Source organism: Streptomyces sp. NBC_00873 (assembly GCF_045207415.1).
GTDB lineage: Bacteria > Actinomycetota > Actinomycetes > Streptomycetales > Streptomycetaceae > Streptomyces.
In genome coordinates this window covers 2,671,111-2,693,430 of record NZ_CP108803.1, presented here as the reverse complement: position 1 = coordinate 2,693,430, position 22,320 = coordinate 2,671,111, and the positions used below count along the sequence as shown (strand labels likewise).

Sequence of the window (22,320 nt, the reverse complement as noted above, 5' to 3'; positions counted from 1 at the left end):
GAGCGGTCGGCGGCGTCAGCCGCACGGACAGGGCCCCGGGACAGGCGCAGCGGGTCCCGGGGCCCTGTCGGAACAGGTGTCTCTTCACACTCGCCGCAGCACCGCCACGACCTTGCCGAGGATGGTTGCCTCGTCGCCAGGGATCGGCTGGTACGCGGAGTTGTGCGGGAGCAGCCATACATGGCCGTCCTCCCGCTTGAAGCGCTTGACGGTGGCTTCGCCGTCCAGCATCGCGGCCACGATGTCGCCGTTCTCCGCTACGGGCTGACGGCGGACGGTGACCCAGTCGCCGTCACAGATCGCCGCCTCGATCATCGAGTCGCCGACGACCTTCAGAACGAACAGCTCGCCGTCCCCGACCAGCTGGCGGGGGAGCGGAAAGACGTCCTCGACCGATTCCTCGGCGAGGATCGGGCCACCGGCTGCGATCCGCCCGACGAGCGGTACGTACGATGCCGCGGGCTTGCCGGTCGTATCGGTCGGCTGCGTACTGGGCTGATCCGAACCACGGACCTCGTACGCCCGGGGACGGTGCGGGTCGCGGCGCAGGAAGCCCTTGCGCTCAAGGGCCATCAGCTGATGGGCGACGGAGGACGTGCTGGACAGGCCCACCGCCTGACCGATCTCCCGCATCGACGGCGGGTATCCCCGGCGTTGCACGGAATCCCGGATGACCTCGATCACGCGCCGTTGGCGGTCCGTGAGCCCCGAGCTGTCCGCTCGGATGCCTGGAGGTCGGCCGGGGAGCGAGCGCGCCGGTCGTGCCGGCTCTGGCCCCTCCGTGTTCGTGACTGAGTCATTCATGGCATGCACCGGCTGGAGTCGGCTCTGGGAGCGGTCCTGGGCAGTGATGGTGGCACTGTCTGCGGTGGTGGTCACGTCGGCCCCTCTCGAATGGTCTCCCTAGCTGGACAACGGTAGTAGCTTTCGAAAGGTTGCGCCAAACACACGTTCGAGTGAAAAAGGAATAAAAGTCTGTGCCCTGTTCACTGCTGGGTGTATGAGCAAGGTTCGGGTGGGTTTCCGACGGTGTTCCGGCCCAGGCCCGGGCCGTTTTGCGGCGCTCCGGTGCGACCGGCAATTCGGAGCATTACGGTAGCCTTCGCGGCCGCGCCTCTGCCACGCGGGGTGGTCTTCCGGCGGCCGTTCGGGTCAGACGCCGGGTGCCCCGCGATCCGTGCTGCCGGGAGTGTCCCGTAACCTCGTGGGCGGCCGCACGTTGCCTGCGGGCCGCCCGGGATGCGTGACACGCACTAGGGCCAAATGCGCAACCAAACCCAAGATCTAGTGGTTGGATTGTTCCAGCTACCCAGAAGTTGTGGTCTCCGGTCGATCCGGCCGTGGCCATCGCCTATGCTTGTGGCTGCTTCGAAGGCCCCCAACAGGGCCTGAAGAGCTATTCAGTCGTGCCGTGAAGGAGGGTTCGGAGCCATGCACTGCCCCTTCTGCAGGCACCCTGACAGTCGGGTCGTCGACAGTCGCACCACCGACGACGGTACGTCGATCCGTCGGCGCCGTCAGTGCCCCGACTGCTCCCGCCGTTTCACCACGGTGGAGACCTGCTCGCTGATGGTGGTGAAGCGCAGCGGGGTGACCGAACCCTTCAGTCGCACCAAGGTCATTTCCGGCGTGCGGAAGGCGTGCCAGGGGCGGCCGGTCACCGAGGACGCCCTCGCCAAGCTCGGCCAGCGGGTCGAGGAGGCGGTGCGCGCCACCGGAAGCGCCGAGCTGACCACCCACGACGTGGGTCTGGCCATTCTTGGCCCCTTGCAGGAACTCGACCTTGTCGCGTACCTGCGCTTCGCGTCCGTGTACCGGGCGTTCGACACACTTGAAGACTTCGAGGCCGCGATCGTGGAACTCCGCGAGCGACGGTCTCCCATGGAGGAATGCGGGACCGGCGGGACTCTTGAGGTTCCCGTTCCCGCCGTCGCCGCCGACTGAGTGACACCGGCTGATCGACACAGGGCTGTGAGATCAGCGGCAGGGCGGCTGCAGGAACCTGCTCCGGGCGCTGTGCGCGGCATCCGAAGCATCAGACACACACTGTGCCCCGGGAAGTTCTGGGCACTTCAGGGCGTTTTTGCCCACATATGGGAGGCGGCATGACAGAGACGGCGAGCGGCCCGGCACGAGGTTCCCGAGCCAAGGGATCCAAGTCGACTGCGACGAAGCAGGGCCTGCGTATCGAGCGCATCCACACCACCCCCGGCGTGCATCCGTACGACGAGGTGGCGTGGGCGCGCCGTGACGTCGTCATGACCAACTGGCGCGACGGCTCGATCAACTTCGAGCAGCGTGGCGTCGAGTTCCCCGACTTCTGGTCGGTGAACGCGGTCAACATCGTCACCAGCAAGTACTTCCGCGGCGCTGTGGGCACGCCGCAGCGCGAAACCGGTCTGCGACAGCTCATCGACCGGATCGTGAAGACGTACCGGAAGGCGGGCGAGGACTACAACTACTTCGCCTCTCCGGCCGACGCCGAGATCTTCGAGCACGAGTTGGCGTACGCCCTCCTGCACCAGATCTTCAGCTTCAACTCGCCGGTCTGGTTCAACGTCGGCACGCCCCAGCCGCAGCAGGTCTCCGCCTGCTTCATCCTGGCCGTGGACGACTCCATGGAGTCGATCCTCGACTGGTACAAGGAAGAGGGCATGATCTTCAAGGGCGGCTCCGGCGCCGGCCTGAACCTCTCCCGTATCCGCTCCTCCAAGGAACTGCTGTCCTCCGGTGGCAACGCCTCCGGTCCTGTCTCCTTCATGCGTGGCGCCGACGCGTCCGCCGGAACGATCAAGTCCGGTGGCGCCACTCGCCGTGCGGCCAAGATGGTCATTCTCGATGTCGACCACCCCGACATCGAGAACTTCATCGAGACCAAGGTCAAGGAGGAGGAGAAGATCCGCGCCCTGCGCGACGCGGGCTTCGACATGGACCTGGGCGGCGACGACATCACGTCCGTCCAGTACCAGAACGCCAACAACTCGGTCCGCGTGAACGACGAGTTCATGAAGGCCGTCGAGTCCGGCGGGAAGTTCGGGCTGCGCGCCCGGATGACCGGTGACGTCATCGAAGAGGTCGAGGCCAAGTCCCTCTTCCGCAAGATGGCCGAGGCCGCCTGGGCCTGTGCCGACCCGGGTATCCAGTACGACGACACGATCAACCAGTGGCACACCTGCCCCGAGTCCGGCCGGATCAACGGATCGAACCCGTGCAGCGAGTACATGCACCTGGACAACACGTCGTGCAACCTGGCCTCGCTGAACCTGATGAAGTTCCTCAAGGACGACGGCAAGGGCAACCAGTCCTTCGAGTCCGAGCGCTTCGCCAAGGTCGTCGAGCTCGTCATCACCGCGATGGACATCTCCATCTGCTTCGCCGACTTCCCGACCCAGAAGATCGGCGAGAACACCCGCGCCTTCCGTCAGCTGGGTATCGGCTACGCGAACCTCGGCGCCCTGCTGATGGCGACCGGCCACGCGTACGACAGCGACGGCGGCCGCGCCCTCGCCGGGGCCATCACCTCGCTGATGACCGGCACCTCGTACAAGCGCTCCGCCGAGCTCGCCGCGGTCGTCGGCCCGTACGACGGCTACGCCCGCAATGCCGAGCCGCACCAGCGCGTCATGAAGCAGCACGCCGACGCCAACGCCGTGGCCGTCCACATGGACGACCTGGACAACCCGATCTGGGCCGCCGCCACGGAGGCCTGGCAGGACGTCATCCGCCTCGGCGCGAAGAACGGTTTCCGCAACGCACAGGCCTCGGTCATCGCGCCCACCGGCACCATCGGTCTCGCGATGTCCTGTGACACCACCGGCCTCGAGCCCGACCTCGCCCTGGTCAAGTTCAAGAAACTGGTCGGCGGCGGCTCGATGCAGATCGTCAACGGCACCGTTCCGCAGGCTCTGCGCCGCCTGGGCTACCAGGAGGAGCAGATCGAGGCGATCGTCGCCCACATCGCCGAGCACGGCAATGTGATCGACGCCCCCGGTCTGAAGGCCGAGCACTACGAGGTCTTCGACTGCGCGATGGGCGAGCGTTCCATCTCCGCGATGGGTCACGTGCGCATGATGGCGGCCATCCAGCCGTGGATCTCCGGCGCGCTCTCCAAGACGGTGAACCTGCCGGAGACGGCCACCGTCGAGGACGTCGAGGAGGTCTACTTCGAGGCGTGGAAGATGGGCGTCAAGGCGCTCGCCATCTATCGCGACAACTGCAAGGTCGGCCAGCCCCTCTCCGCGAAGACCAAGGAGAAGGAGAAGGCCGAGGTAGCGGCCAAGGCCGAGGAGACCATCCGTACCGCGGTCGAGAAGGTCGTCGAGTACCGCCCGGTCCGCAAGCGTCTCCCCAAGGGCCGTCCCGGCATCACCACCTCCTTCACGGTGGGCGGCGCCGAGGGCTACATGACCGCCAATTCCTACCCGGACGACGGTCTCGGTGAGGTCTTCCTGAAGATGTCCAAGCAGGGTTCCACCCTTGCCGGCATGATGGACGCCTTCTCCATCGCCGTCTCGGTCGGTCTGCAGTACGGCGTCCCGCTGGAGACGTACGTCTCGAAGTTCACCAACATGCGCTTCGAGCCGGCCGGCATGACGGACGACCCGGATGTGCGGATGGCGCAGTCGATCGTCGACTACATCTTCCGCCGCCTGGCGCTGGACTTTCTGCCCTTCGAGACCCGCTCGGCACTCGGCATCCACTCGGCCGAGGAGCGTCAGCGTCACCTCGACACCGGTTCGTACGAGCCGTCTCTCGAGGACGACGAGCTGGACGTCGAGGGCCTGGCCCAGTCCGCCCCGCTCCGGACGGAGCCGCTGAAGGCGGTGGCCGCTCCGCAGGAGGCGGAGATGCCCGCTCCGAGGACGGCACACACCTCGGCGGAGCTCGTCGAGATGCAGCTGGGCATCAGCGCGGACGCGCCGCTCTGCTTCTCCTGCGGCACGAAGATGCAGCGCGCCGGGTCCTGCTACATCTGCGAGGGCTGCGGCTCGACCAGCGGCTGCAGCTGATTCAGAGCCCCGTAGGGGCATGAAGCACCGGTCAGGGCGGTGGAGTCGGTCTCTCGACTCCGCCGCCCTCGGCGTCTGTCCTGCCGGGGTTCAAGGCGTCAGGTGCCCGGCTTGTGGCTTCCCATGATCGCGGCGTACGAACTGGGGTCGCCGTCGAAGCCCCGGACCGTTCCGCGGAACGTCCAGACGCCCGATCCGTCCCGGACGAACTCGGCCACGGTCGCCGCGGTGGCGGCGGCGACTCCGGAGAAGTCGTCCTCCGCCAGGTTCGTGTAGCCCTCGCGAATCTGCACGCCGGTATTGGCTATGTCGCCGAACGTCTTCCGGCCGTCGCGTTGCTGAATGACCACTCCGACCACGACCCGGGTGTACGCGGTCGACAGCCGCTCCAGTTCCAGAGTCATCACCTCGTCGAAACCGAGACCCTGGCCGGTCCTGCTGTCGCGGTTCAGCGTGATGGTGCCGTCCGGCGAGCGGCTGTCGAAGTGCACGAGATACGAGGGGCTGCCGGACGGTTCGTCCGCCGGGTAGGTCGCCGCGATGATGTCGAGGTCGTGAGCGGGCGCACCCGGCGGACTCGGGTCCCACTTGAGCCTGACCTCGACCTTTTCGATGTCCTTGTTGGGAGTGCTCATCGGGCTTCCCTCCTTGCCGCTGGGCCGTAGGACCGGTCGTACCACCCGATCATGTCCGTAACTCTTCCTGGAGCCAACCGGCTTGGGCGCGGGCGGCGGAATCGGGCCATTGTTGTTCCCGGCGCCGTTCAGTGCGGGATGCGGCGCGGTGGACGCTGGCTGATCTCTTCGCGGAAGAGCTCGATCGCGCTGCTGACCTGCCGCATCAGGTGGGTGTTCTCGATGCGGTCGAGATAGAGACAGTTGCGGGCCAGCCCTTCCAGCTCGAAGACGAAGCAGAGCGTCATCAGCGGGTTGATGAACAGCTCGCTGCCACGGGTGCGTGGCGTGAACTGGACGTCCCCGAAAGCGCCCTGGACCGCGGCGGCGATCGATCCGTTGACGATGCTCGGGTGCTCGGGCGTGTGCTCCTGCGCGTGTGCCACCGCGTCGACGAAGAGGGCGCCCTCGCGCGTCGTACGGGAGACGGAGAATGCTCCGAGGCAGGCGCCGTCGCGTTCGAGAGCGGCGATGTTCTCCAGGACGAGTCCGTGGCTCACCCCGTGGTACGCGTCGATTCCGAAGCCGACGGAGACGACCAGGCGCTCAGGTACGTCGATTCCGGCGAGGGCGGCGACGCTGGTCAGATCCTCCTCCGGGGTGCCGAGCCCGGTTTCGTCGCCGCGCATCAGGATGTCCGTACCGCCGTCGACGAGGACGACCGCATCGATGTCGTACCGCTCGATCAGCGCCCGGTAGGCCGCGCGCAGCGGCTGCACTCCCACCCGGGTGAAGGCGTGCACGGTGCTCGGGTAGTGGTGCAGATCGAGCCACTGGGCGAGGGTGCGTTCCGGGAAGTACGCCTGGTGGAGGGCCGTTTCGGGAGTGATGGCGGCGACGTCCGGTGCCGGCCATGCATCGGGGGGAAGCCCTGCGAGCGCGCTGAACGACAGATTGGCGAGCTGGACGTCCTTGCCCTGATGGAGCAGGGAGAGCGCCACCGGCAGGCCCGCGTAGATGTCGAAGCCGCCACCCGCCCCGGCTACGAGGATGCGCTCGGCCGATTCGAGGCGCGCGAACAGAGGGTTGGTGTGGAAGGCTGTCATGGAGATCATTCTCCGATCCGGGTTGACCGGTTCGGGCGCACTCGGGCAGAGCGTGACGCGCGCCACGTTCGGCGCCGTACGATGGCGCGGTGCTGGTCAAGTGGATTCGCTGCACCGTGATGGATCGTCGTGGTTTCGAGCGGGGGCAGCGAAAATGGGCGGGGCTGCTCGGTGAGCCGGGGTTCAGGGGACAGGGGGGCGGATGGAGTCGGGGGCGACCGGAGGTTGCCCATGTGTTCGCGTTCTGGGAGAACCGGGTCTTCTACGACTCCTTCATGGCGCGTGCGCATGACCAGTTGGCTGCGGCGCAGGCCGGAACGTACAGCGACATCCAGGTCAAACTGTTCGAATGCCGCTTCGACGTGAAGACCGGCTTCGAGCCGCATTTCACTGATGCGGACGTGGTCAGAGTGGCACACAGCACCGTGCATGAGGACCGCGTGGAGCATTTCGCGCTGATGCAGCAGCGGGTGTGGAATCCGGCGATGGCCGGATCCCCCGGAATGCTGCGCGGTGTGTTCGGCGAAGCGCCGGGGCACGAGTTCCTGGTGTTGTCGATGTGGCAGTCGAGCGCTGAGCGAGGCAAATACCGGCCGGGGAGCGTCGAACGGCTTTCGCAACGGGCGCAGACCGAGGACGATGTGGCAGCTCTGGCGGGGGACGTCGTGCAGCTCGAGCCCTCCTGGACGGTCTGAGCCGACGGCACCCGGGGCCCGTACGCTAGTGATCAGCCAGGTCTTGCCGCGGGTGCGGAGGGTGCTGAACTGCGTGCCGGGGCGGCAGCCTGGGCTGCGTCGCCGGGCAGGTCCGCGGTGTCTCGGGCAACGGGCTGTTCCGTGTCCAGGACCTGCGGGTACCCGGCGGACCGCTCTCCGTGGGGCAGCACAGGCGGCTCGCGCTCGCCCGTCTGCCGGCCCGCGGATTTGCTGCTCGACGAGCCCGTGAACACCACGTGGTGCTCGGCCCGGTGCGGGAGCTGAAGAAGAGCCCTGGAGCTGCGGCCGTGGTGCTGTTGGTCTCCCACGACCGGCTCTGCGGCGCCGTTTCACCGGCGGCATACAGCGGAAGGGGTCAGCTGCTCGAATGAGCTGGAACCGATCTAGGGTCTGTACATGGCACGACCGCAGCGCATTGTCCTCGTCCGGCACGGCGAGTCCGAGGGCAATGCCGATGACACGGTGTACGAGCGTGAGCCCGACCATGCATTGCGGCTCACCGCGACGGGCCTGCGGCAGGCCCGGGAGACGGGGGCACAGCTGCGAGAACTCTTCGGCAGGGAGCGGGTCAGCGTGTACGTCTCGCCCTATCGCCGCACGCACGAGACCTTCAGGGCCTTCGGCCTCGACCTGGAGCGGGTGCGGGTGCGGGAGGAGCCACGGCTGCGTGAACAGGACTGGGGAAACTGGCAGGACCGCGAGGACGTAAGACTGCAGAAGGCGTACCGGGATGCCTATGGGCACTTCTTCTACCGCTTCGCGCAGGGGGAGTCCGGCGCCGATGTGTACGACCGGGTCGGAGCATTTCTGGAGAGCCTGCACCGGAGCTTCGAAGCCCCCGACCATCCGCCCAACGTTCTGCTGGTCACCCATGGACTGACGATGCGGTTGTTCTGCATGCGCTGGTTCCACTGGACAGTGGCCGAATTCGAGTCACTGTCCAATCCCGGCAACGGGGAGAAGCGGACGCTGATACTCGGCGAGGACGGGCGCTACACGATTGACCGGCCGTTCGAGCGGTGGCGCACCCCTGAGCCCTACGGCATCACCGGATAGAGTGGAAGGGCGATGACCGCTGACTCCGCTACCGCCTCACGCTTCGAGCGCGCCCTGGCCAGCCTGCGCGGGCTGGCCGTGGGAGACGCCCTGGGATCCCAGTTCTTTGTGCCCGTCAACTATCCGCTCCTGAAACAGCGCACATTGCCGCCCGGACCCTGGCAATGGACCGATGACACGGAGATGGCCTGCTCGGTCCTGGCCGTGCTCGTCGGGCACGACCGTATCGACCAGGACGCGCTCGCCCACTCCTTCGCCGACCATCACGACTTCGACCGGGGATACGGCCCCGCCGTGAACCGGATGCTCCGACTGATCCGGGAGGGCGGCGACTGGCGCGAGCTGGCGTCGGCGCTTTTCAACGGTCAGGGCTCCTGGGGAAACGGTTCAGCGATGCGCATCGCACCCCTCGGCGCCTGGTACGCGGACGACCCCGAGCAGGCCACGCACCAGGCCGAGATCTCCTCTTACACCACGCATCAGCACCGGGAAGCCGTCGTGGGTGCGATGGCCGTGGCGGCGGCCGCCTCGCTTGCAGCCGCGCCCGGGGGGCCGCCGACGCCTGAGGATCTCCTCGACGGCGTGGTCGCGCTCGTACCGCGCAGCGCGGTGGGCGCCGGGCTGCGCCGGGCCCGCGACATGCTCGACTACAGCGATGCCGGGACCGTGGCCGCGGTTCTGGGCAACGGCCGCCGTACGAGTGCACATGACACGGTGCCGTTCGCTCTCTGGTCTGCGGCGCGGAGCCTCGGCGACTTCGAGAAGGCGTTCTGGGTGACCGCTCAGGCCGGTGGGGACGTGGACACGACCTGCGCGATCGTCGGTGGGGTCGTCGCGGCGGGCAAGGCGGGCGCACCGCCGGCCGACTGGTCGGCGCAGGCGGAAGAGCTGCCGGACTGGCTTCCCCGCCCGGGCCGCAGCTGAGACGGGCCAACTGTCACGGTACTGACACATCCCTGCCGCGGGCGGCTGCGAGCGGCAACAGGGGGCTAACCTTTCGGCCACGCCGCCCTCGATGATCACCATGACGGGCGTGTGCCGAATGAGATGCCGGGCTGCTCGCACTGTTCAGCTGCCGTGTGAGCGGACCTCGGTGGGGAGGGGTCCCATGCCCGATCACGCGTCAGAATCAGCCGTCCAGCCAGAGGCGCCCGAACCGCCTCGTACGTCGGAACCGTCTCGCGCGATGGAGTCAAAGCCGGAGGGGGAGCCGACGCAGCGACCGGAGCCGTCCGAGGTGCCGGAGTCCCGGGACGCCGTTCCGCAGGCGCCGAGGGTTCCGGCGTACGCGCAACAAGGGTGGCAACCGCAGCAGCCCAACCCATGGCAGACCAGTCGGCAGACAGCCGGTACGCTCGCGCGGCTGCGCCCGGCCCGCCCGGCCGCCATCCGCAACGCCACGCTCTGGGCGGCCGTCGCCACCGCGCTCCTCAGCGTGTTGTTGCTCGGTGAGGGGCTCGGCCCGAACCTGCTGATCGTGGCAGTCCCCGCCGCACTCGCGGCCTACTTCGCCGCGCAGGCAGCGGGCCGTCGGCTCCGGACCTGGTCGGCCGTCTGGGCGGTCGGCGGCCTTGCGCTGCTCGCGGTCCCGGCGCTCAGGGACGCGGGCTGGCCCACCTTCCTCGCCGTTGTGTCGGCCGTCGCGCTGGGCTCGCTGACGCTGCACGGCAGCCGCAGCTGGCTCGGTGTGTTCCTCGGTTCGGTGGGCCTCTTCTCCTCCGTGGCCGGGGGACTGAGGTGGGGAGCGGGTGGTGTTCGCGACCGTATGACCGGTTCCCACGGCCGGTGGGGTGTCGTGTTCCGTTCCACTGTGGTTGCGATCGGCCTGCTGATCGTCTTCGGAGCGCTCTTCGCCAGCGCGGATGCCGCGTTCGCCGATGTGCTCGGCAACCTGATCCCCGAGGTGTCGCTGGGCGATGCCCCGTGGCGGTTCTTCCTGTTCGTGGTTGGTCTGGTCGGTGCCCTCACCGCCGCGTACACCGCCGCCGCCCCGGTACGCTGGGACGACGTCACCGTGCGCGACGGGAAGCCCCGCGGGCGCCTGGAATGGGCGCTGCCGCTGATCGTGCTGAATCTGCTCTTCGCCGTCTTCATCGCCATCCAGTTCACCGTGCTGCTCGGCGGATACGACAAGGTGATGACCGAGACCCATCTCAGCTACTCCGCATACGCACGCCAGGGCTTCTGGCAGCTGCTGTGGGCAACCCTGCTCACCCTCCTGGTCATCGCGCTCGCGCTGCGCTGGGCACCGCGCGGGCACTCGCGCGACCGCACGCTCGTACGGACCGTCCTCGGCGCGCTCTGCCTCCTCACTCTCGTGGTGGTCGCCTCGGCGCTGCGGCGCATGGACCTGTACGTCGATGCCTACGGCCTGACCCGGCTGCGCATATCCGTGGCTGCGGTGGAACTCTGGCTGGGTGTGGTGCTCGTCCTGATCATGGCGGCGGGCGTGTTCGGCGCCCGTATGCTGCCGCGCGCCGTGGCGGCGAGCGCCGCCGCTGCCGTGCTCACGTTCGGTCTGGTCTCGCCCGACGGGCTGATCGCGGAACAGAATGTGCAGCGTCAGCGCAGCCATCACACCATCGACATCAACTACCTCCGGGGACTCTCGGCCGACGCCGTACCGGCTCTCGACAGGCTTCCCGAACCGCTGCGGTCCTGTGCCCTCAACGAGATCCAGCACACGCTCCGTGAATTCGATGCACCGTGGTATGCCACCAGTTGGGGCGAGGCGCGGGCACGCGACATTCTGGAGAAGCGGAGCGCGAATGCTCTTGTGACGGACTGCCGGGGGCAGGGGAGCGAAGGAGACAGCGAGCACAACGGTTACGAGGGCGACGACTCGTACGACCCCTACTGACCCCTACCCGCCCCGCCCCGCACTCACCCTGCATGGCGTCGCACGTACGGTGCAGGGACCCGGTCCGAGTCGTACCGGGCGATCCGGACAGGTGCAGGACGCACCCTTCGCGGTACGTCCTGCACCTGTGCCGACGGGCGCTTTCTCGCCGGTACGCCCTGCTGATCGTGCTCCTGTGGCGACACGCGTCATGCTGCGTTACGCGGCAGGTCCTCTTGCCGCTCAGCGCGTCCAAGCCGCTCTCGCGCATCCGGATCACCAGCATCGCAGTCAGCAGGGCGACGGCCACCATCGCCACCGCTGCCGTGAAGGCAGTCGAAATGCCCTGGGTGAGCACTGCGTTCCCCCACCGTGCAGGCAGTTCGTGCGACTTGGCGAACGTCGCCTTCTGCTCCGGTGTCGCCTGCGCCATGAACGACGGAATCTGCTTCTCCGCCTCATTGCGACTCGCTGTGCCGAAGACGGTGACCAGGATGGAGAGGCCCAGCGAACCACCGACCTGCTGGCTGGCATTGAGCAGTCCGGACGCCGCGCCCGCCTCGTGCTGGGCGACCCCGGAGACCGCGGTCAGGGTCAGGGTGACGAAGTTCAGCCCCATGCCGAAGCCGAACAGGACCATGGGCCCCAACACGCCGCTCAGATACGAGCTGTCGGGGGAGACGAGCGTCTGCCAGAAGAGACCGATCCCGCTGAGCGTCGATCAGGTGATCACGAACGGCTTGGGGCCGAGGACAGGCAGCAGTCGCTGCGACAGCCCTGCCCCGTGATGATCGCGACCGTCACGAGGAGGAAGGCCAGTCCTGATTCAATGGGGCTGTAGTCCAGAACGTTCTGTACGAACAGCACGATGAAGAAGAACATGCCGAACATGGCGGCGGCCAGGCTGAGCATGATGAGGTACGTCCCCGACCGGTTGCGGTCGGCGAACACCCTCAACGGCGTGATCGGTTCCTTCGCCCGCATTTCGATGAGGACGAATGCGGCCAGCAGTACGACCGCGGCGGCGAAGGATGCCACGGTGATGGAGTCCCGCCAACTCTCCTCGGAGGCTCGGATGAATCCGTATACCAGCGAGGCCATGCCGAGGGTCGGTGTCAGCGCCCCAGAGATGTCGAAGCGGCCCGGGTGCTTCTCGGACTCGCTGATGTACAGCGGTGCCAGCACCCGTGATCAGCACACCGATCGGTGCGTTGACGAAGAAGACCCAACGCCAGTCGAGCCATTCGGTGAGCATCCCGCCCGCCAGCAGGCCGATCGTGCCACCGCCCGCCGAGACTGTGGCAAAGACCCCGAAGGCGCGGTTCCGCTCGGGTCCTTCGGGGAACGTGGTGGTGATCAGGGCCAGCGATGTCGGCGAGGCGATGGCGCCACCGACGCCCTGGAGGGCCCGGGCCGCGAGCAACTGCCAGGGTTCCTGTGCCAGTCCGCCCAGCAGGGAAGCCAGGGTGAAGACCAGAATGCCGATGATGAAGACCCGGCGGCCGCCGAGGATGTCACCTGCCCTGCCGCCGAGTAGGTGCAGTGCGCGACGCCATGCTCTCCACGCCCGGAACCGCCCTGCTTTCCGTGCTTCACGAGTGCGACTCGAGCGCCTCCGGACGCTTCCAGGCCGTGATCTTCCAAGGCGTGATCCAGCCGTCCACCGAGCTCTTTCGGAAGGTCGTGAGCCGGGGTGGCGAGCGGGGTGACGTCCGTTCCGATGCGAAGAGCGACCTGGCCCTGGACGTGATCTCCGCGATGATGATGTACCGCAGCAAGGTGTGCGGCAGCGAATGGGCGGATGCGTACATCGCCGAATTGATCGATCAGATCATGGTGCCGCTGCTCCGGCCTTCCGGCAGCTGAGAACGCAACCGGTGGCAGCCGGACCGTGAGCGTTCCGTCAAAGCGACACCACGGGCCGCACGACGGTCCGGCGCCCCGGGGTGTTCGTGGCGTCTCCGTCGGCGTACGCTGACTGGCGCCATGCCGTACGAACCACCCACGCACACCGTCGAGCGCTCACTGCGCGCTACCACTGGTGCCAAGACCGTCGCCGGTGTCGACGAGGTCGGACGCGGAGCGTGGGCGGGACCGGTCACCGTGTGCGCGGCTGTCACAGGCCTCCGCAAGCCCCCCGCCGGACTCACCGACTCCAAGCTGATCAGCCCGAAGCGCCGTGCCGAGCTGGCGCCGCTGCTCCAGGACTGGGCCACGGCCTACGGCCTCGGTGACGCCTCCCCGCAGGAGATCGACGAGCTCGGGATGACCGCGGCTCTGCGCCTCGCCGCCGTACGCGCCCTCGAAGCGCTGCCCGTGCGCCCCGACGCAGTGATCCTCGACGGCAAACATGACTACCTGGGAAAGCCCTGGACGGTCCGAACCGTCGTCAAGGGCGACCAGTCCTGCATCGCGGTCGCGGCCGCCTCGGTGATCGCGAAGGTCCACAGGGACACGATGATGGCCGAACTGGGCGCGGAATCGGGGGAGTACGCCGCTTTCGCGTTCGATGCGAACGCCGGCTACCCGTCCCCCGTGCACAGGGCCGCTCTGGAGGCGCTGGGGCCCACGCCCCTGCACCGCCTCTCGTGGTCCTACCTCGACGCGCTGCCCAGGTGGCAGCACCTGAAGAAGATCCGCATCTCCGCCGAGGCGGCTGCACTGGAAAGCGGGGGCCAACTCGGCTTCGACTTCTGAACGCGCATTTATGCCCACCCGCCGATGTCCTCTGCGCCGGCGTTTGATAGACAACCACCCATGCCTCTCATCCCCGAGGAGCCTCAGATTCACGAGAGCGCCCAGGGTCCCCGCGTCACTCCGGCCGCAGGCCGCACCGCGCCGACCCCCCGTCCCGTACCCGGCCCGCGTTCCGCGGCCACGCCGCGCACCGGTCGTCCGGGTCCCGGCCCCGCGAGGCCCGCGCCCCCGGCGCAGCGCCCGCACTCCACCTCCGGCCAGCCTCAGACGGCCCGGTCGGAGGCTCGTTCCGCGCCGCAGTTCCAGCTGATCCCGGCCTCGGCCGGCAGTGCGCTCGACGCCGCCGACGAGGCTGTCGATCTGCTGCTCGACTCCGGACGCGCACCGGGCGACATCCTGGTGCTCACCACCGGTGAGCAGCACCCGTGGGCGGTGCACGAACTCTCCTTCGGAGAAGCCGCCTACTGGGCCCAGCACGATGCGGGCGACGACGTCTTCTTCGCCGGTGCCGTGGCTGCGGACCGGGTGAAGGCCCGCCCCGTGGTGATCGTTGCGGTCAACGGTGACGTCGATGACGCCACCGCCCGTGCGCTGCCTCTCGCGAGGGAGCGTGCCGGAGCACTGCTGGTCGTCTGCGGTGACCCGCAGCGGATCAACGCCGTGCTCGGCGCCGGCGTCTGAGCCGAACGACGCGTACGGCCGTGGTGACCCGGCTGCCCGACAGGGCGGCCGGGCCCACGACCCGGGTCAGCGGGCCGCGGTACGTCGCAGCGCCTCCGCCGCACCGCCGCCGGTGCGCAGCGGGAACGGATCATGCTCGGCAACCGTCTCGGCGAGAGCCGCAGGCGGCGATGTGGAGTTGGGCCGACGGCCGCCCCGGCCCTCGCCCAGCACCTGCCACCCGCCACGCGTCAGCGTGATGTACGCGCCGCACCGCAGGCCGTGCAGCGTGCAGGCATCCCGCAGACCCCACATCCACGCCCCGTCCTCCTCCGTCCACCGCTCGTCGCCCTCGCGGCAGTAGAGCAGCACCGCGGTGCGGACGGGTGTGCGGCGGCGCAGATCATGCGGGATGACCCGGCGCAAATGCGCCAGCAGTGCGTTCCGGAACTCCCAGCCGTCCGCGGAGACGGAGCGACGGGCGAACGAGGCGCTGGCCGTGAGGCGTTCCTCATGGTCGAGTACGGCGACGACAGCGGTCTCCGGGATCGGCCGGTGCCGGGTATGCAGGCCGCTGACCACCTCGCGCGGGCTGCGCAGCAACGGTATGCCCGCGGCGGCCCATTCGGCCGGTTCGAGCATTCTGGCAAGGCGGTTGGCGGAGTCGGCGGACACCGAGGACGCCGACATCGAAGTGGCTGCGGACGGAGCGAATCCGAAGGTCACGTTCCTCCCTTCGCATACGCGCCCACGGTGCGGGCAGGGTTGGGTGGGGCACACCGCGGCACAGCCCTTCCGGGCCACGAAAGGACCGTGCAGGGAGCGAGTTCAATTCTTCCTGGCGAATCGGGAGGCGGCAACGAGCAATTGGCGCGGCTGACGGAAATCGGCTGGAATGACACGGATATCCCTGCCCAAACCCTGGACGGATGACGCCCCTGTCACGCCTGAACGGCGAGGACCAGCGGAAACACCCCCTCCGCACCGGCCTTGCGCAGCAGCCGCGCTGCCACGGCGAGCGTCCAGCCGGTGTCCGAGAGATCGTCGACGAGCAGCACCGGCCCCCCTGCCGACGCCAATGCCTCGGCCAGTTCCGGCTCCACGACGAGCGCCTCATGCAGAGCACGCACCCGCTGCGCGCTGTTGGTCTGCGACATCCGTACCCCGTCCGCCCCGGGGGCGTAGGCGACGCTGCCGAGCAGCGGCATGCGGCCGACCGCGGCGATCCGGCCGGCGAGCGACTGGATCAGCTGCGGCCTGCTGTGCGAGGCGACCGTGACGACCCCCACCGGCCGCGGTACGGCGTCGGCTGCGCCGGACGCCCAGCCCCCGGATCCCTTGGCCCAGTCGGCCAGCACCGTCACCACCGCGTTCGCCACATCGTCCGGAACCGGTGCGTCAGGTGTCTGCGACGCCAGCATCGGGCGCAGGCGGTTGCCCCAGCCGATGTCGGAGAGACGGCCGAGCGCCCGCCCGGAGAAGGAGAGTTCTCCCGCCGGGATACGACCCTTGAGGTCGACGCCCACCGCCGCGAGACCGGTCGGCCACATCTTGCGGGGTTCCACTTCCACACCGGGCCTGCCGAGTTCGCCCCGCGCGGTGTCCAGGGCGGCCGTCGACACCTGGTCGCCGAAGCGCGCTCCCGCGCAATTGTCACAGCGCCCGCATGCCGTCGCTTCCTCGTCGTCCAGCTGGCGACGCAGGAATTCCATCCGGCAGCCGGTCGTCGTTCCATAGTCACGCATCGCCTGCTGCTCGGCCGAGCGCTGGCGTGCCACCCAGGCATACCGCTCGGAGTCGTAGACCCACGGCTCCCCCGTGGCGGTCCAGCCCCCCTTCACCCGCTTGACCGCGCCATCGACGTCGAGCACCTTCAGCATGGTCTCCAGCCGTGTGCGCCGAAGGTCGACCAGCGGTTCCAGAGCAGGCAGCGAGAGCGGCCGGCCGGCCTGGGCGAGCGCATCGATCGTGCGTCGGACCTGCTCCTCCGGAGGGAAGGCGACCGAGGTGAAGTACTGCCAGATCGCCTCGTCCTCCTTGCCCGGGAGCAGCAGTACCTCGGCGTGCTCGACGCCCCGGCCCGCGCGGCCCACCTGCTGGTAGTAGGCGATGGGGGAGGAGGGAGAGCCGAGGTGCACGACGAAGCCGAGGTCGGGTTTGTCGAATCCCATGCCGAGCGCGGACGTTGCGACGAGAGCCTTGACCCGGTTGGCCAGGAGGTCGTCCTCCGCCTGCTGCCGGTCGGCGTTCTCGGTGCGGCCCGTGTAGGACGCAACGGTGTGTCCGCACTGGCGCAGATACGCCGTGATCTCCTCAGCGGCCGCGACCGTGAGCGTGTAGATGATCCCCGAGCCGGGCAGCTCCTTGAGGTGATCGCCCAGCCAGGCCAGCCGATGCGCGGCGTTCGGCAGTTGCAGTACGCCGAGGCTGAGACTCTCGCGGTCCAGCGGCCCACGCAGCACCAGCGCGTCCGTACCCGCCCCGGTGCCGAGCTGCTCCGCGACATCCGCCGTCACCCGTGCGTTCGCGGTGGCGGTCGTCGCGAGCACGGGTACCCCTGCGGGCAGATCGGCGAGCATGGTCCGCAGCCGTCTGTAGTCGGGCCGGAAGTCGTGGCCCCAGTCGGAGATGCAGTGCGCCTCGTCGACCACGAGCAGCCCGGTGGCGGCGGCGAGGCGGGGCAGGACCTGGTCCCGGAAGTCGGGATTGTTGAGCCTTTCGGGGCTGACCAGCAGCACATCCACCTCGCCCGCGGCCACCTCGGCCTGGACGGTGTCCCAGTCCTCGGTATTGGACGAGTTGATCGTGCGGGCGGTGATGCCGGCCCGGGCCGCGGCCGCGACCTGGTTACGCATCAGCGCGAGCAGCGGAGAGACGATCACGGTCGGGCCGCTGCCCTGCGCCCGCAGGAGCGAGGTCGCGACGAAATACACGGCGGACTTGCCCCAGCCGGTCCGCTGGACGACCAGCGCTCTGCGCTTGTCCGCGACGAGCGCCTCGATGGCCCGCCACTGGTCCTCGCGCAGCCGGGCAGTGCCGGTGGTGTCCCCGACGAGTCGGGCCAGTACGGAATCGGCCGAAGCCCTGAGCTCTGCGCGGTCTGCGTTGGTCATGCCCCCATGCAACCCGATGGCTACGACAAACGGCGAACGACCCCGCGGCCCTGTGGACAACTTATCCACAGGGGGTCGCGGAATTCTGCTGCCCGCGGGACGGTCATGCCATGAACAAACACCACGAATCCACCGGACCGGCCGACGAGCAGCAGATCACTCTGCGCGGGCCCGCCGAACTCGCAGATGCCCTTCCGTATCTCATGGGCTTCTATCCGAACGACAGCGTGGTCATGGTCGCTCTGCACGGCGGTCGGGGCCGCTTCGGCGGGCGGCTCAGGCTCGGAATTCCGCAGTCGCCGCAGGAATGGCCGCACGTCGCCGAGCAGCTCGCCGAGTGCCTGGTCAAGGGGAGCGAGCGACGCGGTGAGCACCCTGATGCGATCGTCGTATTCCTCTGCCAGGATCCTGCCGACGGGGAGACCCCGGGCCAGACGATGGAGAGGCTGCGGCCGCTGGCCCAGCGTCTGCGCACGGCCTGCGGGGCTTTCGAGGTACCCGTCCTCGAAGCGCTCTGCATCTCCGGCGGACGCTACTGGTCCTACTGTTGTCCGGACGCGCGCTGTTGCCCGAGCGAAGGCAACGGCTTGTCCCTGCCGGGCACTTCGGTGATGGCGGCCGCCGCCACTTACGCGGGTATTCAGGTCCGGGGATCTCTGAGGGAGATGGAAGCCAGACTGGCGCCTCTGAAGACCTCGGCCGTGGCAGAGCAACCGCAGGCCCTCGACTCGGCCGGCGCTGCACTGGTGCCGAGGATCCTCGACGAGGAGGGACGCAAGGAAGTGGCTCGAGAGACCCTCGGGCTCGCGCGCGTCCTGATGAAACGCCTCCGGGAGGCGCCGACGACCGCGCCCTCCGCGGCCGACAGCCAGGACGACTCGCTGATCAGCAATGACGAGGCCGCCGCGGTGATCCTCGGTCTCCAGGACCGGGAGACCCGGGACAAGGCCGCGGAATGGATGGAAGGGCCCGAAGCCCAATCCGCCCTGCGGCTGTGGCGGGCGCTCTCACGCCGTTGCGTCGGACCGTACGAGGAACACGCTGCTGCGCCGCTCACCCTGGCCGGCTGGGTCTCCTGGTCGACAGGCGACGAGCCGGGCGCCCGGGTCGCACTGGGGCTGGCCCTCCGGGTGGACCCCGACTACACCTTCGCTCAATTGCTCCATCAGGCGTGCAACGAAGGACTCGATCCGGAAGCTCTGCGCCGCTGCCTGCGCGGGGAGAGCAGCGAGCAGAAGGAACGCGGTCACCATCGTGCCGAGCGAGTCGCCCGGCGTCGCACGGTACGCCCGTCGGCGGTGAGGCGGAACAAGACGCAGCCCGGCCCGACCCGGCCAAGGGCGGTCGAGCGACGCCGTGACCGTGAGCCGCGGGCCCACGGTCACGGCGGGGCCGGGGGCGGCCGATGACCATGGATACCGATCGCCCGGCGTCGGGCAGGGGAGCGGGGGCGCGGCGCAGGGCATCGAGTTGAGCGGGCACAGACAGCGAGAACGACAAGAGCGACGAGGGGGAGCCGCCGGTGTGCAGCTTCTGTGCACCGGAACACAACGGCCTCCGGGGTGCTCCCGTGACGTGCCCCGGAGAACGACTCTCATCGCGCGGGCGGCGAGCCGACCAGTTTCTGGGGCCGGGCTGGATGAAGATCATGACGAAGGGAGTGTTTATCGTCAGGCAGACGACTATGATCACGGCATGCCACCCTACGACCCGTCGACCTTCCCGCCCTTCGCTGTCACCGTCGACCTGGTTGTGCTCACCGTGCGCCGTCATGCGCTCTGTGCGCTGGTGGTTCGCCGTGGCGAGTCCCCGTTTCAGGGCAGGTGGGCACTTCCCGGTGGCTTCGTCAGAGCCGATGAGGACCTCGGAGCCGCTGCGGCGCGTGAGCTCGTCGAGGAAACCGGACTGTGCGCGCAGGACCCGGTGGCTCCGGCAGTCGGCAACGGTGCTCATCTCGAACAGCTCGCGACCTACGGCGACCCCAAACGAGACCCCCGGATGCGGGTCGTCAGCGTGGCTCACCTCGCACTCGCCCCCGACCTGCCCGCTCCCCGCGCGGGCGGCGACGCGAACAGTGCACGATGGGCACCCGTCGAGGATCTACTCGGGCCGGAGGGCGGTTTCGGCCGCGAGGGTGAACAGCACGCCCCGCTCGCCTTCGATCATGCGCAGATCCTCGCCGACGGCGTCGAGCGGGCACGTTCCAAGATCGAGTACTCCTCGCTGGCCACCGCTTTCTGTCCGTCGGCGTTCACGGTCGGAGAACTGCGCCGGGTGTACGAAGCGGTCTGGGGCGTGGTTCTGGACCCGCGGAACTTCCATCGCAAGGTGACGGGCACCCCTGGCTTTCTGGTGCCTGCCGGCGGAACGACCACCCGCCAGGGCGGGCGCCCCGCCCAGCTCTTCCGGGCCGGCGCGGCCACCGTGCTCAATCCGCCGATGCTGAGGCCCGAGGTCTGACCTCGCGGAACGCCCGTGGGACCGATGATGCACTAAAAGTTTGATATGCCGGGATATCGTGCTGCGGTATTCGCCCTGCCGCCGAGCGGTCTCACCTCCCGCGAGAGAAGCGATGCTTCAGGCCATCGGACTCACCAGCGCCCCCCACCGCGGCCGGCCGCCCGCCGTGGACGACCTCACCTTCGAAGCCGGACCCGGCCGCGTCACGGCACTCCTCGGCGCCCCTGGTTCCGGCAAGACCACAGCCCTCCGACTGATGCTCGAAATCGAGTCGGGTCGCGGTGTCACCTACTTCCGTGGCAGGCTGCTGCACCGCATTCCGCATCCCGCCCGTGAAGTGGGAGTACTCCTCGGGGACGTGCCCGGCCATCCCGTCCGCACCGTCCGTGGCCAGCTCCGCATGCTCAGTGCCGCAGCGGGCGTACCCGCCTCCAGGGCCGACGAGCTGCTCGACACCGTCGGCCTCGCCGGGCTCGGCGACCAGCGCATCGGAGCGCTCTCGCTCGGCATGGACCGCAGGCTGGGCCTCGCGTCGGCGCTGCTCGGAGACCCCCATGCGCTGATCCTCGACGAACCCGGAGAGGGCCTCTCGCCACGCGAGAACGCTTGGTTGCACGGGTTCCTGCGTGCCCATGCCGCGCAGGGAGGAACGGTCCTCTACACCACCTGTGACCCCAAGGAGGCGGCGCGCGCGGCCGACCACGTGGTCACCGTCGACGCCGGACGGCTGGTCTCCGACCAGAACGTCATCGACTTCTCGCGTACCCGTCTGCGCCCCCGCGTCGCAGTCCGGACTCCGCACGCCGCACGGCTCGCCGCAGTCGTGAGCCGTGAGGCGCGCGCGGCCCGGCGTTCCGTCGAGGTGGTCACCGAAGCGGGCAGCCGCCTCTCGGTGTACGGCAGCACGTGTGCGGAGATCGGCGACACGGCATTCCGTCACGGTGTACCCGTTCACCAACTCGCCGACGAGATCGCCGACACCGGCCCCGCAGCGGCCGTCGCCCCCGAAGCGGAGGCTGCATCGCCGGGGCGGGCGTCAGTCGCGTCAGGCCCGGAGGCGGCACCGGCGCGACCGGAGCCGACTGCCTCCGAGCCGGAAGCTGTGCCGCAAACGGCATCGCCCGTCCCGGGTCCGGAACACGCACCGTCGATCCGCCGGCGGCCGGCTCGTGGTCCGCACCGGCCGCTCCGCTACGAACTGCGCCGTCTCTTCGGCGTCAGGACAACAACGTTGATCATGGCGGCCATTCTGGTCGTCTCGGTCGGGCTCGCCGTCCTTCTCGCCCGCACCGGCCATGCCCCGCTGCCGAACGTGCTTGCAGCTTGGCCCACGGTGCTGCCCCTGCCGCCTGCTGCTGTCGGCGCCGGACTGCTCGGCGCGCTCTCCTTCGGCGACGAGTTCCGCTACCCCGCGCTTGCGGCGGGCCGCGGCACCGTCCCCCGCCGCCTCGGTCTGCTCCTGGCCAAGCTGGCGGTCTCCGCGGGCGTTGCGCTGCTCCTCGCTCTGATCGTTGTGGTGGCCTCCGCGGAGGCGCTCCGTCTCGTGTACGGAGGCGACTTGGTCAGCGTTCCGTCGAATACAGCTTTTCTCGCAGCGAGTTGGGCGGGCCTGAACGTGGGCTGTGCCTGGGCGGGTCTGCTGGCCGCCGGAATCTTCCGAGTGACAGCCGCCGGGGTTGCCGCAGTGCTCGCTGTGCCCGCGCTCGTCGTTCCGCTCGTCCGGAGAGCGCTGTCGGGGCCGGCCAGCCATTCGGTACGTGGGCTTCCCGGCAGGCTCCGCGAGCTGGCTTGGGTGCGGTGGCCGGACGGGATGGACTCCTGGGTGATGGCGGGGGTGCGCATGGTCGCGCACCCCGTGGGGGCGGCGCTGTCGTTGTCGCTCTCGGTCCTCATCTGCGCGTATGTGTTCACCAGCCTTCGCGGCAGGGTCCGTTGGTGATCACGGAGCGCAGCCACCCGGTCACGAGGCCTGCAATTCCCTTGAGGGCGCCCGTTTTGTACGGATAAGGCGTCAATTGGGGGGTGGGCGCCGATCACCCTTTCGTGTGCT

General features: G+C 68.8%; 18 protein-coding genes and 1 pseudogene. 13 read left to right on the top strand and 6 right to left on the bottom strand.

The window, feature by feature from the left end:
- Positions 1-84 precede the first annotated feature (84 nt).
- Positions 85-879 (bottom strand): transcriptional repressor LexA, encoded by a 795-nt coding sequence (gene lexA, locus OH809_RS12075; protein ID WP_266980763.1) that lies wholly within the window; start codon positions 877-879, stop codon positions 85-87.
- A gap of 552 nt (positions 880-1,431) precedes the next feature.
- On the opposite strand from lexA, the gene nrdR reads away from it, so the two are divergent.
- Both nrdR and OH809_RS12065 read left to right on the top strand, forming a co-directional pair.
- Positions 1,432-1,944, top strand: a complete 513-nt coding sequence (nrdR, locus tag OH809_RS12070) for a transcriptional regulator NrdR (protein ID WP_406422387.1) — start codon at positions 1,432-1,434, stop codon at positions 1,942-1,944.
- 161 nt (positions 1,945-2,105) lie between these two features.
- On the top strand, positions 2,106-5,009 hold the full coding sequence (locus tag OH809_RS12065; RefSeq protein WP_406422388.1) for a vitamin B12-dependent ribonucleotide reductase: 2,904 nt from the start codon (positions 2,106-2,108) through the stop codon (positions 5,007-5,009).
- Between the two features lie 98 nt (positions 5,010-5,107).
- Here OH809_RS12065 and OH809_RS12060 read toward each other — a convergent pair whose 3' ends face one another.
- Both OH809_RS12060 and OH809_RS12055 read right to left on the bottom strand, forming a co-directional pair.
- On the bottom strand, positions 5,108-5,644 hold the full coding sequence (locus tag OH809_RS12060; RefSeq protein WP_406422389.1) for a TerD family protein: 537 nt from the start codon (positions 5,642-5,644) through the stop codon (positions 5,108-5,110).
- Between the two features lie 128 nt (positions 5,645-5,772).
- Positions 5,773-6,729, bottom strand: coding sequence for a DUF1152 domain-containing protein (locus tag OH809_RS12055; RefSeq protein WP_406422390.1), 957 nt, complete (start codon positions 6,727-6,729; stop codon positions 5,773-5,775).
- Between the two features lie 89 nt (positions 6,730-6,818).
- Here OH809_RS12055 and OH809_RS12050 point away from each other — a divergent pair, with 89 nt between their 5' ends.
- The 5 genes from OH809_RS12050 (at position 6,819) to OH809_RS12030 (ending at position 11,361) form a co-directional block, all read left to right on the top strand.
- A complete protein-coding gene (locus OH809_RS12050; protein WP_406422391.1) occupies positions 6,819-7,424 on the top strand; it encodes a YdbC family protein in 606 nt (201 codons plus the stop codon).
- A gap of 179 nt (positions 7,425-7,603) precedes the next feature.
- Positions 7,604-7,816 carry a hypothetical protein gene (locus OH809_RS12045; RefSeq protein WP_406422392.1) on the top strand — a complete coding sequence of 71 codons (213 nt, stop codon included), beginning with the start codon at positions 7,604-7,606 and terminating at the stop codon, positions 7,814-7,816.
- Positions 7,817-7,841: 25 nt separating this feature from the next.
- The gene (locus OH809_RS12040; protein ID WP_406422393.1) at positions 7,842-8,501 is read left to right on the top strand and encodes a histidine phosphatase family protein; all 660 of its coding nucleotides are present in this window, start codon (positions 7,842-7,844) and stop codon (positions 8,499-8,501) included.
- A gap of 12 nt (positions 8,502-8,513) precedes the next feature.
- Positions 8,514-9,425: an ADP-ribosylglycohydrolase family protein gene (locus OH809_RS12035; protein ID WP_406422394.1), complete on the top strand. Its 912-nt coding sequence runs from the start codon at positions 8,514-8,516 to the stop codon at positions 9,423-9,425.
- A gap of 184 nt (positions 9,426-9,609) precedes the next feature.
- Positions 9,610-11,361, top strand: coding sequence for a DUF4153 domain-containing protein (locus tag OH809_RS12030; RefSeq protein ID WP_406422395.1), 1,752 nt, complete (start codon positions 9,610-9,612; stop codon positions 11,359-11,361).
- A gap of 217 nt (positions 11,362-11,578) precedes the next feature.
- Here the strand turns inward: OH809_RS12030 and OH809_RS12025 are convergent.
- A pseudogene (locus OH809_RS12025) lies at positions 11,579-12,883 on the bottom strand (MFS transporter); the annotation flags it as partial.
- On the opposite strand from OH809_RS12025, the gene OH809_RS12020 reads away from it, so the two are divergent.
- The 3 genes from OH809_RS12020 to OH809_RS12010 all read left to right on the top strand — a co-directional run bounded on the left by OH809_RS12020 (position 12,883) and on the right by OH809_RS12010 (position 14,718).
- Positions 12,883-13,206: a TetR-like C-terminal domain-containing protein gene (locus OH809_RS12020; RefSeq protein WP_406422396.1), complete on the top strand. Its 324-nt coding sequence runs from the start codon at positions 12,883-12,885 to the stop codon at positions 13,204-13,206. The pseudogene OH809_RS12025 and the gene OH809_RS12020 sit on opposite strands and share 1 nt — an antisense overlap.
- A 120-nt stretch (positions 13,207-13,326) precedes the next feature.
- The gene (locus OH809_RS12015; RefSeq protein WP_406422397.1) at positions 13,327-14,037 is read left to right on the top strand and encodes a ribonuclease HII; all 711 of its coding nucleotides are present in this window, start codon (positions 13,327-13,329) and stop codon (positions 14,035-14,037) included.
- A 60-nt stretch (positions 14,038-14,097) separates the two neighbouring features.
- Complete coding sequence (locus OH809_RS12010) at positions 14,098-14,718, top strand: hypothetical protein (RefSeq protein WP_406422398.1); 621 nt, start codon at positions 14,098-14,100, stop codon at positions 14,716-14,718.
- A 66-nt stretch (positions 14,719-14,784) separates the two neighbouring features.
- Here the strand turns inward: OH809_RS12010 and OH809_RS12005 are convergent, their stop codons facing one another.
- On the bottom strand, positions 14,785-15,423 hold the full coding sequence (locus OH809_RS12005; RefSeq protein ID WP_406422399.1) for a hypothetical protein: 639 nt from the start codon (positions 15,421-15,423) through the stop codon (positions 14,785-14,787).
- A 215-nt stretch (positions 15,424-15,638) separates the two neighbouring features.
- Positions 15,639-17,810, bottom strand: a complete 2,172-nt coding sequence (locus tag OH809_RS12000; RefSeq protein ID WP_406422400.1) for a RecQ family ATP-dependent DNA helicase — start codon at positions 17,808-17,810, stop codon at positions 15,639-15,641.
- A gap of 110 nt (positions 17,811-17,920) precedes the next feature.
- Here OH809_RS12000 and OH809_RS11995 point away from each other — a divergent pair, with 110 nt between their 5' ends.
- The 3 genes from OH809_RS11995 (at position 17,921) to OH809_RS11985 (ending at position 22,209) form a co-directional block, all read left to right on the top strand.
- On the top strand, positions 17,921-19,219 hold the full coding sequence (locus OH809_RS11995) for a DUF4192 domain-containing protein (protein WP_406422401.1): 1,299 nt from the start codon (positions 17,921-17,923) through the stop codon (positions 19,217-19,219).
- Positions 19,220-19,505: 286 nt separating this feature from the next.
- Positions 19,506-20,270 (top strand): NUDIX domain-containing protein, encoded by a 765-nt coding sequence (locus OH809_RS11990; protein WP_406422402.1) that lies wholly within the window; start codon positions 19,506-19,508, stop codon positions 20,268-20,270.
- Between the two features lie 112 nt (positions 20,271-20,382).
- The gene (locus OH809_RS11985) at positions 20,383-22,209 is read left to right on the top strand and encodes an ATP-binding cassette domain-containing protein (RefSeq protein ID WP_406422403.1); all 1,827 of its coding nucleotides are present in this window, start codon (positions 20,383-20,385) and stop codon (positions 22,207-22,209) included.
- Positions 22,210-22,320: the final 111 nt, after the last annotated feature.